Source organism: Citrobacter sp. CK199 (assembly GCF_030333285.1).
Classification (GTDB): Bacteria; Pseudomonadota; Gammaproteobacteria; order Enterobacterales; family Enterobacteriaceae; genus Citrobacter_B; species Citrobacter_B koseri.
Genome location: NZ_JAOWGF010000026.1, coordinates 358109 through 371853 on the forward strand (window position 1 = coordinate 358109; position 13745 = coordinate 371853).

The following is a 13745-nucleotide window of genomic DNA, read 5'->3' on the forward strand; positions in this document are numbered from 1 at the left end:
AGTATCCGTCAGGCAATATTGCCGCAGATACTACCTTATCTGGCGCGTTGAGTCACAAAGAAAAAGGGCCGCGAGTGCGGCCCTGATGGGGTTTATTTGGCGACTTTGGTGATTTGCTTCACGTCGATTTCAACGGAATTCCAGTCTTTATCCACTTCGCCCTGGATTTCAACCAGGTCCTGCGGCGTTACGGTAACGCCGTTCCAGCGTTTGTGGTCGATATCGACATTCACCGTCCCGGTGGCATCCTTGAACAGATACAGATCGTCGGAGATACGCTCAACGATGTTACCGCGCAGGGTGACCCAGGCGTCATCACGCATTGATTTCGCGCTTTCTACGGTCGTATTACTCCCGTTCGGGCCAACAAACCCGCCGCCCTGACTTTGCGTCGCCGTCGGGCCAGAAAATCCACCTTGCTGAGCCGCCAGAACCGGAGCGGAACACAACGCCATTACGGCAACCATTGCAGCCAATTTTTTCATGACTCTCTCTCCCTTTTTACGCTGTTTCGTCTCAATTAAATAAGGTAATCCTTAACAACTTCTTAAGGCAAAAAAAGATACTTTTTTTTCTGTACAACGCGCGCCGCGACAGGGTTTACTGGCGAGAGAAAGAGTCACCGCAGGGATGAACATATGCGTATTTTACTGGTAGAAGATGACGCGCTGATTGGCGACGGCATCAAGGCGGGTTTAAGCAAAATGGGATTCAGCGTCGACTGGTTCACCGAAGGTCGTCAGGGTAAAGAAGCGCTCTACAGCGCGCCTTATGATGCGGTGATCCTCGACCTTACGCTACCGGGGATGGACGGGCGGGATATCCTGCGCGAATGGCGTGAACAGGGAAAACGCGAACCCGTATTGATTCTGACGGCGCGCGATGCGCTGGCGGAGCGCGTGGAGGGGCTGCGTCTGGGAGCGGACGACTATCTGTGCAAACCTTTCGCGCTGATTGAAGTCGCCGCCCGCCTGGAGGCGCTGTTACGCCGCGCTAACGGCCAGGTGAGCAACGAACTGCGCCACGGCCAGGTTACGCTCAATCCCGGTAATCTGGTCGCGACGCTGGCAGGCGATCCGCTGCCCCTGAAGCCGAAAGAGTTTGCCCTGCTGGAGCTGCTGATGCGCAACGTCGGGCGCGTGTTGCCGCGTAAGCTCATCGAAGAGAAGCTGTATACCTGGGACGAAGATGTCTCCAGCAATACCATTGAGGTACATGTTCATCATTTACGCCGTAAGCTGGGCAGTGATTTTATCCGCACCGTACACGGGATCGGCTACACCCTGGGCAACCCATGAAACTCACACAACGTCTCAGCCTGCGCGTCAGGCTCACGCTTATTTTTCTGATCCTGGCCGCCATCACCTGGGTGGCCTCCAGCTTCGTGGCCTGGAAACAGACGACCGACAACGTCGACGAGCTGTTTGATACCCAGCTCATGCTGTTTGCGAAGCGCCTTATTACTCTGGATGTCAACGAAATCTCGGCGCCTGAACGGATGGCGCAGACGCCGAAAAAATTGAAGCATGGTCATGTCGATGACGATGTGCTGGCCTTTGCGGTGTATACCGCCGACGGCAGAATGGTGCTGAACGATGGCGATAATGGCCGGGATATTCCCTACAGCTACCGTCGGGAAGGTTTTGATGACGGATACCTGAATGGCGATGATGATAAATGGCGTTTTGTCTGGCTGACCTCTGCGGATGGCAAGTACCGTATCGTCGTCGCTCAGGAGCTGGAGTACCGCGAGGATATGGCGCTGGCGATTGTCACCGCGCAGCTAACGCCGTGGCTGATCGCGCTTCCGCTGATGCTGCTCATCCTGATTGTACTGCTTAGCCGGGAACTCAGGCCGCTGAAAAAGCTCGCCCAGGCGCTGCGTTTGCGCTCCCCGGAATCGGAAGAGCCGCTTGACGATAAGGGTGTGCCAAGTGAGGTTCGTCCGTTAGTCAGCGCGCTCAACCAGTTATTTGCCCGTACGCATTCGATGATGGTGCGCGAGCGGCAATTCACGTCGGACGCAGCGCATGAGTTACGCAGCCCGCTCACTGCACTGAAAGTACAAACCGAGGTGGCGCAACTCTCGGACGACGACCCGCAGGCGCGTCAAAAAGCGCTCATGCAACTGCATACGGGGATTGAGCGCGCCACGCGCCTGGTGGACCAGCTCTTAACCCTTTCACGGCTCGACTCGCTCGATAACCTGCAAGATGTCGCGGAAGTCTCGCTGGAGGCGCTATTGCAATCCGCCGTAATGGATATCTGGCAACCGGCCCAGCAGGCGCATATTGACGTGCGTCTGCACGTTAACGCCCACAACGTCACGCGCACGGGCCAACCGCTGCTGCTCAGCCTGCTGGTGCGCAATTTGCTGGATAACGCCATTCGTTACAGTCCACAGGGCAGCGTGGTGAACGTGACGCTGAATGCCCGGTATTTTACCGTCCGGGATAATGGCCCCGGCGTTTCGCCAGCGGTGCTGGCGCGTATCGGCGAACGATTCTATCGCCCGCCAGGTCAGAGCGTCACCGGCAGTGGTCTGGGTTTGTCGATTGTCCGCCGCATCGCCTCGCTGCATGGGATGAGCGTCTCGTTTGGCAATGCGCCGGAAGGAGGCTTTGAAGCCGTAGTAACCTGGTGATCGCAAGATTATTGCGCGATGAGCAAAAGACTTTGCACATTTTGCTCATTTCGCCGGGCCGCTCATCTGCGTAAAATCTGTTTCAAACGCATTCCTGAGAGGACAAATAATGAGCAACATTCTGATTATCAACGGGGCGAAAAAATTTGCGCACTCCAATGGTCAGTTAAACGACACCCTGACCGAAGTGGCGGATGGCCTTCTGCGCGACCTCGGGCATGATGTCAAAATCGTCCGCGCTGAAAGTGATTACGATGTCAAAGCCGAAGTACAGCACTTCGTCTGGGCTGACGTGGTTATCTGGCAGATGCCCGGCTGGTGGATGGGCGCACCGTGGACCGTAAAAAAATACATGGATGACGTCTTTACCGAAGGCCACGGTACACTGTACGCCAGCGATGGCCGCACCCGTTCGGACGCGTCAAAAAAATACGGTTCCGGCGGTCTGATTCAGGGGAAAAAATACATGCTTTCTCTGACCTGGAACGCACCGATGGAGGCTTTCACCGACAACGATCAGTTCTTCCACGGCGTTGGCGTGGATGGCGTATACCTGCCGTTTCACAAGGCCAATCAGTTCCTCGGAATGGAAGCGCTACCGACCTTTATCACCAATGACGTCATCAAAATGCCGGATGTCCCGCGTTATATCGCAGAATATCGCAAGCATCTGAGCGAGATTTTTGGTTAACTAGTAGCCTGGAATTAGAAGGAGTTAACCATGCTTACTGTCATTGCTGAAATCCGTACCCGTCCAGGTCAACATCACCGTCAGGCGGTACTGGATCAGTTTGCCAAAATCATTCCGACCGTGCTGAAAGAAGAGGGTTGCCACGGCTACGCGCCGATGGTCGATCACGCTGCGGGCGTGGCCTTTCAGACGACCGCACCTGACTCAATCGTGATGGTTGAACAGTGGGAAAGCGTTGCGCATCTCGAAGCGCATTTGCAAACCCCACATATGAAAGCCTACGCCGAAGCCGTTAAAGGCGACGTGCTGGAAACAAGTATCCGTATTCTGGAGTCAGGCGTTTAAGTTTTGCGCTAAATGCCGGATGGCGCTTCGCTTATCCGGCCTACAGCACGACAGCGCATTCCCCGAATGTAGGCCCGGTAAACGCAGTGCCACCGGGCAATTCCGGGCAATATGGTTACCAGTACAGCTTCCAGCACTGGGTAAACCGCGTTAACGCTTCCACGTAGAAATAATCCCCCCAGCTTGCACACTCATCGACCCCTTTGTTGCTCGAAAGGTGGTACACCGAATGTTTCAACAGCCCGTTCCCCTTCTCATTTTTCGCCATCAGATAGCGCTTCGTTAGCGATGACATGATTCCCATCGCCCACTGCTGATAACGCTCACGATCCGGATCGGTCACGGGCAGGTGTTTGATCAACTCCAGCAGGCCGCACACGGCAATCGCCGCCGACGAGGCGTCACGCAGCGCGTCTGTCCCCACCAGCGCCAGATCCCAATGGCAGACCGCGTCTTCCGGCAGGCGATTAAGGAAATAGTTCGCCAGCTTTTTCGACAGCGCCACCATCTCTTTGTCTCCCGTGTAGATATAGCTCAGCAGGAAGCCATAAATCCCCCACGCCTGACCGCGCGACCAGCATGAATCATCCGCATAACCCTGCTGGGTGTTGCCGTAACGCGGCGCGCCGGTTTTCACATCCATGTAGTAAGTATGGAAGGTAGACGCATCTTCACGAATCAGGTATTTCGCGGCCTGCGCCACATGGGCTTTCGCCGCCTCGGCAAAACGCGGATCGCCCGTCTGCTCGCTCGCCCAATACAGCAGCGGCAGGTTCATGTTGCAGTCGATGATCATCCGCCCGGCCTGTTCGGGATCGTTAAGATCGCCCCACGCCTGGATAATCTGCGCCTTTTCATGGAAACGCTCCAGTAGCGCTTCCGCCGCCATCAGCGAAAAACCACGCGCATCACGGTTGCCCGTCAGTCGCCAGGCTGCGACGCAGGACAGGGTATAAAGGAACCCCAGATCGTGGGTGTTGGTGTCGTGGCGTCCGGCAATACGCAGGCCAAAAGAACGCACATGTTTTTCCGCCAGTTCACGATATTTCGCCTCGCCGCTTATCTCCCACGCCAGCCACAGCTGCCCGGTCCAGAAGCTGGTGGTCCACTCAACGTTGTCAGTTAACGGGTAATAACCTTTAACGCAGGTTTCGGCAGGAAATTTTTCACCGAATTCCGTTAAATGACGGCTAATCAGTTCGAGGACGTGTTCACGCGCACCGATCATTTCATCCTGAAAAGTTCCGGCGTCAACCGGGCTGCCAGGAAATGCGCGCAACGTTTCCTCAACGATATGATTTAACATATTTCGGTTCCTTCTAAATTAAACCCAATGAAATTTAATGCGCCGTATTATTTTCGGCGATCTCAATAGCAGTACGATGGCGGGATTTACTCTGACATGCCGATAAGGTAAATGCCGAAATAAGCGTAAAGGTCAGCGCAATAATCCCCATGATGATATACGTTTTCTCAAAACCAATTCGGTCATACATTAATCCGGCAGGTGAAGAGATCACCACATTGCCGACATACAGCATCGCCTGATAGCCCAATAAATACATGGTCGCATTGACGCGTTTATCAAAGTGTTCAGCAATGTATTTAAAGACCGAAACCAACAGCAGACAGATTTCCAGACCATACAGCGGCTTCAGTACGGAGATGAGCAGGTGTGAATCACACAGCCCGGAAATAATCAGACGCGCGCCAACCAGCGCCCCCACAATCAACAAACCGCGTTTAGCGCCGATCGCGTTAACAAATAATGGAACCACCATATACATGACAAATTCCATTCCCGACTGCACGGTTCCCAGATAGCCAAACACCGCGTTGCCTTCATGAACGTCAGAGAAGAAGGTGACAAAGTAGCGGGAGAACTGCTGCTCTGCGATAAACATCATCCACGCCACGCCGGCGACATACAGACAGAACGCCCAGAACTTACGGCTGCGCAACAGAGCGTAGACATCCGCCGGGACGATTTTCTCTTTTGTCAGCACGTCCGCTGCGTTTGCCGCATTCACATTCACTTTCAGACTCAGCAGTACCACCAGCATCACCACCGACGCCACGCTGCCCATAATGAAGTTATACGCCGGAGAGAGGTTAAACAGCAGGCCGGAAAACGACGACGCCACCGCCCACCCCAGCGAGCCCCACATGCGTATTTGGCCAAACTCCATGCCGTTAAGACGGCTGAAGCGGTCAGAGTAGGATTCACAAGCCGCCACGCCAGCATACCAGGCAAAGCTCAGGTAAATCGCGCCGATAACAATGCCCAGCATGGTGTTTGAAAGCAATAATGGCTGATAAACATAAATAAAGAATGGCGCCATTAGTGCCGACATCATCACAACAAAATAGAGCAGGTATTTGCTCATGCCGATTTTATCGAGAATGTAGCCATAAATGGGCTTCAGAATGACCGCAAAAATACCGTTTACCGCAAACACCGTACCAATAACCGTGCCGCTTAGCTGTGCTTTCTGCCCCAGCCAGATGGCCAGTAAACCAATACTGGCAGACCAGGTAAAGAAATAGAGGAATATAAAGCTACTGATTTTATAATATTCAGTTCTGTTATTTGTTGAACAATTTTTCATACCATCCTCGCCAACGTGTAGGGGCCAGAGTTTTATAAAAAGAACGATAACTGGCGTGCGCTTTCTGGTTCGCGAATAACCACCTGGTTATCGTTTATTTGCAGTTGCGGAATTGCCGTATATTTTTTCTGTTGCCCGGAAGCAGAAACCGCGCAACACAGCCAGCTTTCGCCCTGTGCAATTTCTGCGGTAAGCAGTGGAATCGCGGCGCATTGTGCAAACATAATGCTGCTGTTCGGCGGCGTAATAATGCTGTCCGGTTGGCGGGCCAGCGCGGGCGACAGATCGACGATCGTGCTGCATCCGTTTTCCGCCGCCAGGTAGCATCCGCGCTCACTGAGCTGATGCGCCGTTTTCATCACCGCAAAGCCGCCTTCCACGGTTTGCAACGTTCGCGCGCTGTGGATGCGGTGCAGGCGGAGATGCCACTCGCCGAAGGGCGCCAGCCAGGTCTCGACAGTGACGTCATGCCACGGAGACCAGCGGGAAAAAATAAAATTCTCATCGACCCGCACTTCGTCGCAGCGACGGCGGCCACGGAAATAGTTGTCGCTATCCGCCAGCAGCAGCATGGAGTCGCACGCCGCATGTTTAAGGCCATAGCGTCCGCGTTCAATGGTGAAACCAAAACGGCTGGAGTAGGCAAACTTCGTGTATTTCGCTTCGGTGTTAACGTAGTTATTCAGTTCAAGCTGGCCCGAAGTCAGCATCGTGACATGGTCTGAATTCTCACTGTGCTGCAAAATTTGTGCGGCATGGGGAATAACGTGTTTTTCTGCGCATTGCGGCAACGGGAGTTCTTCGGCCTGCCAGAAGGCGTGATCGTCCGGCAAGGCGAGGATCAAAAAGACCTTCAGCGCCCAGTAAGGGGAGCCCGGCGAGTTGTAATCTTCACACATCGCCAGATTCGGATAAGCAAACCCCAGCGTCAGAATGCCGTCACGATCGACAATCGGCTGCTGCTGCCACCAGCGCAGATGCCGCAGGATCACCCCTTTAATCACGCCCGGCGAGAAGACATCCAGCTCAGCAAACGCCGCCGCGCTCCAGAACGCGACCATCGCAAAGCGATAGGTCAGACTGCGGCCAAACGGTACGGATGCGCCATCTGCTGCCGACATGTAGATAAAATCAGCGGCAAACAGGCGAGCGCGTTCGCGCAGGGTGGCGGCACGGGCAGCATCTTCCGGGTTCAGCGTGGCGTACAGCAGTCCGTAAAAATGGAAAGCCATCGAGATGTAGTAATCTTTTGGGCGACCGGGGCCATCGGCATACCAGCCGTCACCCAGGTAGTACGCTTCCATCATCGTAAAACGGCGGTCGATCGCTGCCTGATCGAACGGCAGCCCGGCACGTTTGAAACCCAACTGGACGATAATCGCAAAGTAGTTCCAGTTGCTGTCCGGCATTTGCGCGTCGGTGATCTGGTTTAGCCAGCGATGAAGATTCGCCAGTTCCGTTTCGCTGAACTTGTCGGTTAAACGCGTTTGCAGCAACGCCAGGCCGAGGCCGTAGGCGGCCATCTCAACCAGGCGCTGATCGTAAGGGTCGGTATCGCCCCAGTAGTGCGGACTGAGTGGATCGGTGCCGAGTTTAATCGCCTGAATATACTTATCAGCAAACGGCACCTCAGCGCCGCCAGCCATCAGAGGAAACAGACCCCATAACGCTCTGGAGAGCCCTTCCATGCAGGCGATATCCACACTGTAGTGCGCGCAGGTGTCACCCAGTGAAAACTGCGCCGCTCCTGCGGGAAACTGTTTATCCAGCGCGCTCAGCATCGTTGTGACGGCGCTGATTACGTCTTCACGGAATGACAATGGATTTGATTTTTCTTCAGTTGCCGACCACATACTCTGCCCCTCTGAATTAAGTGGCTAAAGGATAGTGAATCGCCGACAAGCGGAAATGTTATCTCAATCACACCAATAGAATTAAAATAAAACAGTGATTGAAAAAATTTAAAAACAAGGTTTATAAACCAGAATTCAGCGGCAAAAATTTAAATCTGTTGCACTATGAATGCACCCTCATCTCAGGAACATCTGGAGCTGATCGCGCTCAATGACGCCATTGCGTCATTTAGTCGATTATTTGCTAACTCGGTTCGCTATCACCACTGGCATCAGTGTCTGGAGGTGCTGTATGTGGAGGAAGGATTTGGCGTGGTGATCGTCGATCACCAGCAATACACCATGCGGCCAGGTCGATTGTTCTTTTTCCCGCCCTTTACCCTGCATAAAATCATGGTGGATGAGCAGGCGCAAGACCACTACCGCCGAACCATTATTCACCTCGATCAGCATGCGGTACTGAAAGTGCTGCGCGATTTTCCGCTTAATCAACAGCGTCTGCAAAGTCTGACCGTACGTGGCGGCGAGGCCAGAGTATTCGATGTGGCGGATATTCACCCGCACGTTGATTTTCTCTTCAGCCGTTACGAGAAAATGGCAGCGCTCAAACCGCTTAACGCCGAACAGATTTCCTGCCTGTTATTGAGTTTATTTAGCCTGTTGCCCGAAGATAACGTCAATATGACGGAGATTGGCACCGGAATAGCAAGCCAGGTGATGTTCTGGCTGGATGAGAATTACACCCGTAAATTCAGCCTCAGCGAGCTGGCAGAAGAGTCAGGAAAATCAAAAAGCTACATTTCCCGGCGCTTTCATTTTGAAACCGGTGAAAGCATCCTCAATTACCTCAATACCCTTCGGTTACGCAAAGCCTGCGAAGCGTTGTTACACAGCGAGGAGAGTGTGCGGGAGATTGCCCGACAGGTGGGGTTTTCAGACGTGACGTACTTTATTAGCGCCTTTGGCAAAGGGATTGGCGAAACGCCGTTACAGTATCGCAAGCGGCATAGACAGTAACGCCGGATGACGCTTCGCTTATCCGGCCTACGGGCACAATGCGAGCGTAGGCCGGATAAGGCATTCAATGGTCGATTACGCGTCGAGATCCGCCATATCGCCTTTTTCCTGCAACCAGTTGCGACGGTCTTCGGAGCGTTTCTTCGCCAGCAGCATATCCATCATGGCGTTGGTACGCTGATCGTCTTCGTCGCTGATAGTGAGCTGCACCAGGCGACGGGTGTTCGGATCGAGCGTGGTTTCGCGTAGCTGCATCGGGTTCATTTCACCCAGACCTTTAAAGCGCTGCACGTTCGGCTTGCCTTTCTTACGCTTCAACTGTTCCAGCACGCCCGCTTTCTCTTCTTCCGTCAGCGCATAGTAGACCTCTTTGCCGAGATCGATACGGTACAACGGCGGCAGCGCAACGTAGACGTGCCCGTGCTTCACCAGCGTGCGGAAGTGCTTCACAAACAGGGCGCAGAGCAGCGTGGCGATGTGCAGACCATCGGAGTCCGCATCCGCCAGGATACAGATCTTGCCGTAACGCAGTTGGCTCAGATCGTCGCTGTCTGGATCGATGCCAATCGCCACAGAAATATCGTGTACTTCCTGCGATGCCAGCACTTCATCGGAAGAGACTTCCCAGGTGTTGAGGATCTTACCTTTCAGCGGCATGATCGCCTGATATTCACGATCGCGCGCCTGCTTGGCGGAACCGCCCGCCGAGTCCCCTTCCACGAGGAACAGTTCGGTACGATTGAGATCCTGCGCGGTACAGTCCGCCAGTTTACCCGGCAGCGCCGGGCCGCTGGTCAGCTTTTTGCGCACCACTTTCTTCGCCGCGCGCAGTCGACGCTGGGCGCTGGAAATGGCCATCTCCGCCAGCAGCTCCGCAGACTGAACGTTCTGATTCAGCCACAGGCTGAAGGCGTCTTTCACCACGCCCGACACAAACGCCGCACACTGGCGCGAAGAGAGACGCTCTTTGGTCTGCCCGGCGAACTGCGGGTCCTGCATCTTCACCGAGAGCACGTAAGCGCAGCGATCCCAGATATCTTCCGCAGACAGCTTCACGCCGCGCGGCAGAATATTGCGGTATTCGCAGAATTCACGCATCGCGTCCAGCAGACCCTGGCGCAGCCCGTTCACATGAGTGCCGCCCTGCATCGTCGGAATCAGGTTAACGTAGCTTTCTGTCAGCAGCTCGCCGCCTTCCGGCAGCCACAGCAGCGCCCAGTCTACAGCTTCCGTATCACCGGCAAAATTACCGATAAACGGTTTTTCAGGAAGGGTCGGCAGGCCGTTAACCGCTTCGCCCAGATAGTCGTTCAGGCCATCCTGATAGCACCAGCGCTGCTCGCTATTGTTGACCTCATCTTTAAAAGTGATTTCAACGCCAGGGCACAGCACCGCTTTCGCTTTCAGGATATGGGTTAAGCGAGAGACGGAAAAACGCGGGCTGTCGAAAAAGGTTTCATCCGGCCAGAAGTGAACGCTGGTGCCGGTATTACGTTTACCGCATGTCCCGACAACCTGAAGATCCTGCACTTTCTCGCCGTTTTCAAAGGCGATGCTATAGACCTGAGCATCACGACGCACGGTGACTTCCACGCGTTTTGACAAGGCGTTGACGACGGAAATCCCCACCCCGTGCAGACCGCCGGAGAACTGGTAGTTCTTGTTGGAGAACTTACCGCCCGCATGCAGTCGGCAGAGGATCAGTTCAACCGCCGGAACGCCCTCTTCCGGGTGGATATCCACCGGCATCCCACGGCCGTCATCAATCACTTCCAGTGACTGATCGGCATGTAAAATCACATCCACGCGTTTTGCGTGACCCGCCAGTGCTTCATCCACACTGTTATCAATCACTTCCTGCCCAAGATGGTTCGGGCGGGTTGTATCGGTGTACATCCCCGGGCGGCGGCGTACCGGCTCTAGCCCAGTGAGTACCTCAATGGCATCAGCGTTATAAGTTTGCGTCATGATTTAAATTAGCAATTCGAATTGATTGTCAGAAACTGTGCAGTCCAAGGAAATCGACAATCTGGTTGAAATAATCTTCGAAGCCCGTGAATGCATGGTTTCCGCCCTCGATAACGGTCTGGCGGCAGGAGGCGTAATACGCCACCGCCTGGCGGTAGTCCAACACTTCATCCCCCGTCTGTTGCAGCAGCCAGATCAAATCCGGCGCTTCCAGCGGGTCAATCTGCATGACTTTAAGATCGTAAATATGGCGAGACTCTAGCACATATTGCTGCCCGGTGTAGGGGTTCTCGTTCTGACCGAGGTAGTCGGTCAACAGTTCAAACGGCCGCACCGCCGGGTTCACCACCACCGCAGGCAACATAAAACACTGCGACAGCCAGGTGGCGTAATAGCCGCCCAGCGACGATCCAACGACGCCGAGCGGCGCTCCACCGTGTTCAAGCACGATAGATTCCAGCAACTCTGCCGCATCAGCAGGATACGGCGGCAGTTGCGGCACGATCATCTCAACATGAGGGTGGCGCTCCGCCAGCCAGCTTTTAAGCTGACATGCCTTTGCCGAACGCGGAGAGCTATTAAACCCATGCAGATAAAGAAGCGTAGACATCAGTATCCTTCCGAAGCGGTATCGGGTCGGAATTGAGTCCCCGGCAGACGATGCACTTGCGTTTCCAGAGAACCCTCGGCGTACAGTTCCAGCGTCCGCCAGCCTGGCCCTATCGTGTCCAGCGTGAAGTTTGCGCAGTGCGGCTTGAACTGGACGCAGGTGGACGGCGTCGCCAGCAGGCGGCGGCCATTCCAGTCAAGATCCAGCTCCTGATGAATATGACCGCACAGCAGGTATTTGACGCGTGGATAGTTCGCCAGCACACTGTCCAGTTCGGCCGCGTTACGCAGGCTGTGCTGATCCAGCCAGCTGCATCCCGAAGGCAATGGATGGTGATGCAGAAGCAGCAAGGTGTGGCGCTCCGGCGCATCGGCAAGTTTACGCTCCAGCCATTCAAGCTGAAAGTCGCTCAATTCACCATGCGGTACGCCAAAAACCTGGCTATCCAGCAGCAAGATTTGCCATTGATCGCCGATAAACACGCGTTTGGCCGGGGAGATCCCCGCTTCCTGCAACGCGCTGTACATCGCGGGCTGAAAGTCATGGTTACCCGGCAACCAAACGCAAGGCGCACGAAAGCTTGCGATACCTTCAGCAAAGTGCTGATAGGCCGCAGCCGTTTGATCCTGCGCTAAATCACCTGTCGCCACGATCAGATCGTATTCGTGCTGCCCGGCATGAATCGCATCCAGCACCGCCTGGTAACTTTCCCAGGTATTCACGCCCAGCAGCGTTTCATGTTTTTCGGCAAACAGGTGAGTATCGGTAATTTGTAAGATCCTGACTCTGGCCTCACCAGCCAGAGGAAGGGTTAACAGGCTTTCCAAATGGTGTCCTTAGGTTTCACGACGCTAATAAACCGGAATCGCCATCGCTCCATGTGCTAAACAGTAACGCAGCCAGTCGGCCAGAAACTGATTAATTTGATGCTTTTCGTCGCGTTGATGCAACTTTTTATTTGGATAATCATACCGCGCTTTGAAGCGAAAGATCTGCTGACTTGAACACACTTCGGCCACCATCGCGTCATGGTACAGGCGCACCGTAAGTGACGGCAGGCTCCAGTACGTAATGGCTGGCGCCGTCTGCTCGATCGCAACAAGCGTAGTGTATCGGGTCGATTCAACGATCGTTAACCGATATTGCGCGTTGGCCACCTGATAGCTTACTGTTTCGCCGGGTGCGTCATTGCGCGGCAACAGGCGGCGCAATTGCGAAAAATTAGTTTCGCACAGGCGCATCATTTCAGGGAAGTCAGGTGTGTAACGCTTCATTTTTTCCACTCGTGTTTTAACTCTTGATAGTGCAGTTGCAGCCATTGCAAAGCGATGACAGAAGCCGCGTTGTCGATTTTCCCCTCTTCTACCCACTGGTAAGCCTGCTCCCGACTTACCACATGAACACGAATATCTTCGTTTTCATCGGCCAGACCATGAATCCCGTTTGCGGTCGTGGCATCCACTTCGCCCACTAAAATAGAAAGACGCTCGCTGGTGCCGCCGGGGCTTGCCAGGTAACTCATGACCGGTTTCGTCCGTTTGACCTCAAGTCCGGCCTCTTCCATTGCTTCGCGACGAGCGACCTCCTCAACGGTTTCGCCCTCTTCGATCATCCCGGCGACCATTTCCAGCAACCACGGCGTCTCGCTGGTGTCATACGCCGCGATACGAATCTGTTCGACCAGTACAATTTCGTCGCGCTCAGGGTCAAAGGGTAGCAACACTGCGGCGTGGCCGCGCTCAAAAATTTCGCGTTTCACTTCACCGCTCATTTCACCGTTGAACAGGCGGTGGCGGAAACGATAGAGATCCAGTGAAAAAAAACCGCGATATAGCGTTTCTCGTGCAATAATTTCTACATCGTTTTTGGAGAAAGTCATTGGCGAGTTGTCTGGTTTATGCATTGTGCTGTCCTGGTACCAATAGTGATTAAAATGTGAATTTCAAGGGCGTTTGACTGCCGTTTCAGCGACCTTGTGATAAATTGGTGCAAATTAACGCCGGATGGC

At 54.2% G+C, this 13745-nt stretch carries 14 protein-coding genes; 5 read left to right on the forward strand and 9 right to left on the reverse strand.

From position 1 onward, the window contains the following. Positions 1-92 precede the first annotated feature (92 nt). On the reverse strand, positions 93-485 hold the full coding sequence (locus OGX75_RS12780; RefSeq protein WP_012135152.1) for a YgiW/YdeI family stress tolerance OB fold protein: 393 nt from the start codon (positions 483-485) through the stop codon (positions 93-95). Between the two features lie 153 nt (positions 486-638). On the opposite strand from OGX75_RS12780, the gene qseB reads away from it, so the two are divergent. The 4 genes from qseB to OGX75_RS12800 all read left to right on the forward strand — a co-directional run bounded on the left by qseB (position 639) and on the right by OGX75_RS12800 (position 3680). Then, positions 639-1298: a quorum sensing response regulator transcription factor QseB gene (qseB, locus tag OGX75_RS12785; protein WP_012135153.1), complete on the forward strand. Its 660-nt coding sequence runs from the start codon at positions 639-641 to the stop codon at positions 1296-1298. Further along, positions 1295-2644, forward strand: a complete 1350-nt coding sequence (qseC, locus tag OGX75_RS12790; protein ID WP_012135154.1) for a quorum sensing histidine kinase QseC — start codon at positions 1295-1297, stop codon at positions 2642-2644. Before qseB ends, qseC begins: the two co-directional genes overlap by 4 nt. A gap of 109 nt (positions 2645-2753) precedes the next feature. Next, positions 2754-3335 (forward strand): NAD(P)H-dependent oxidoreductase, encoded by a 582-nt coding sequence (locus OGX75_RS12795; protein WP_047461170.1) that lies wholly within the window; start codon positions 2754-2756, stop codon positions 3333-3335. Between the two features lie 30 nt (positions 3336-3365). Then, the gene (locus OGX75_RS12800; protein WP_012135156.1) at positions 3366-3680 is read left to right on the forward strand and encodes a putative quinol monooxygenase; all 315 of its coding nucleotides are present in this window, start codon (positions 3366-3368) and stop codon (positions 3678-3680) included. 115 nt (positions 3681-3795) lie between these two features. On the opposite strand, the gene OGX75_RS12805 is transcribed toward OGX75_RS12800, so the two are convergent. The 3 genes from OGX75_RS12805 to OGX75_RS12815 are packed head-to-tail and all read right to left on the reverse strand — an operon-like array spanning position 3796 to position 8142. Then, positions 3796-4986: a glycoside hydrolase family 88 protein gene (locus OGX75_RS12805; protein ID WP_286451111.1), complete on the reverse strand. Its 1191-nt coding sequence runs from the start codon at positions 4984-4986 to the stop codon at positions 3796-3798. 34 nt (positions 4987-5020) lie between these two features. Beyond that, complete coding sequence (locus tag OGX75_RS12810) at positions 5021-6289, reverse strand: oligosaccharide MFS transporter (protein WP_012135158.1); 1269 nt, start codon at positions 6287-6289, stop codon at positions 5021-5023. A gap of 32 nt (positions 6290-6321) precedes the next feature. After that, complete coding sequence (locus OGX75_RS12815; RefSeq protein ID WP_286451110.1) at positions 6322-8142, reverse strand: DUF2264 domain-containing protein; 1821 nt, start codon at positions 8140-8142, stop codon at positions 6322-6324. Between the two features lie 165 nt (positions 8143-8307). Between OGX75_RS12815 and OGX75_RS12820 the strand changes: the two genes are divergently transcribed. Continuing rightward, complete coding sequence (locus OGX75_RS12820) at positions 8308-9159, forward strand: helix-turn-helix transcriptional regulator (protein ID WP_012135160.1); 852 nt, start codon at positions 8308-8310, stop codon at positions 9157-9159. A gap of 75 nt (positions 9160-9234) precedes the next feature. Here the strand turns inward: OGX75_RS12820 and parE are convergent, their stop codons facing one another. The 5 genes from parE to nudF are packed head-to-tail and all read right to left on the reverse strand — an operon-like array spanning position 9235 to position 13640. Continuing rightward, positions 9235-11127, reverse strand: a complete 1893-nt coding sequence (gene parE, locus OGX75_RS12825) for a DNA topoisomerase IV subunit B (protein WP_012135161.1) — start codon at positions 11125-11127, stop codon at positions 9235-9237. 28 nt (positions 11128-11155) lie between these two features. After that, the gene (gene yqiA / locus OGX75_RS12830) at positions 11156-11737 is read right to left on the reverse strand and encodes an esterase YqiA (RefSeq protein WP_012135162.1); all 582 of its coding nucleotides are present in this window, start codon (positions 11735-11737) and stop codon (positions 11156-11158) included. Further along, on the reverse strand, positions 11737-12564 hold the full coding sequence (gene cpdA, locus OGX75_RS12835; protein ID WP_012135163.1) for a 3',5'-cyclic-AMP phosphodiesterase: 828 nt from the start codon (positions 12562-12564) through the stop codon (positions 11737-11739). The genes yqiA and cpdA overlap by 1 nt, the downstream gene beginning before the upstream one ends. A 24-nt stretch (positions 12565-12588) precedes the next feature. Continuing rightward, positions 12589-13011: a DUF1249 family protein gene (locus OGX75_RS12840; protein WP_012135164.1), complete on the reverse strand. Its 423-nt coding sequence runs from the start codon at positions 13009-13011 to the stop codon at positions 12589-12591. After that, the gene (gene nudF / locus OGX75_RS12845) at positions 13008-13640 is read right to left on the reverse strand and encodes an ADP-ribose diphosphatase (protein WP_024130957.1); all 633 of its coding nucleotides are present in this window, start codon (positions 13638-13640) and stop codon (positions 13008-13010) included. The genes OGX75_RS12840 and nudF overlap by 4 nt, the downstream gene beginning before the upstream one ends. Positions 13641-13745 lie beyond the last annotated feature (105 nt).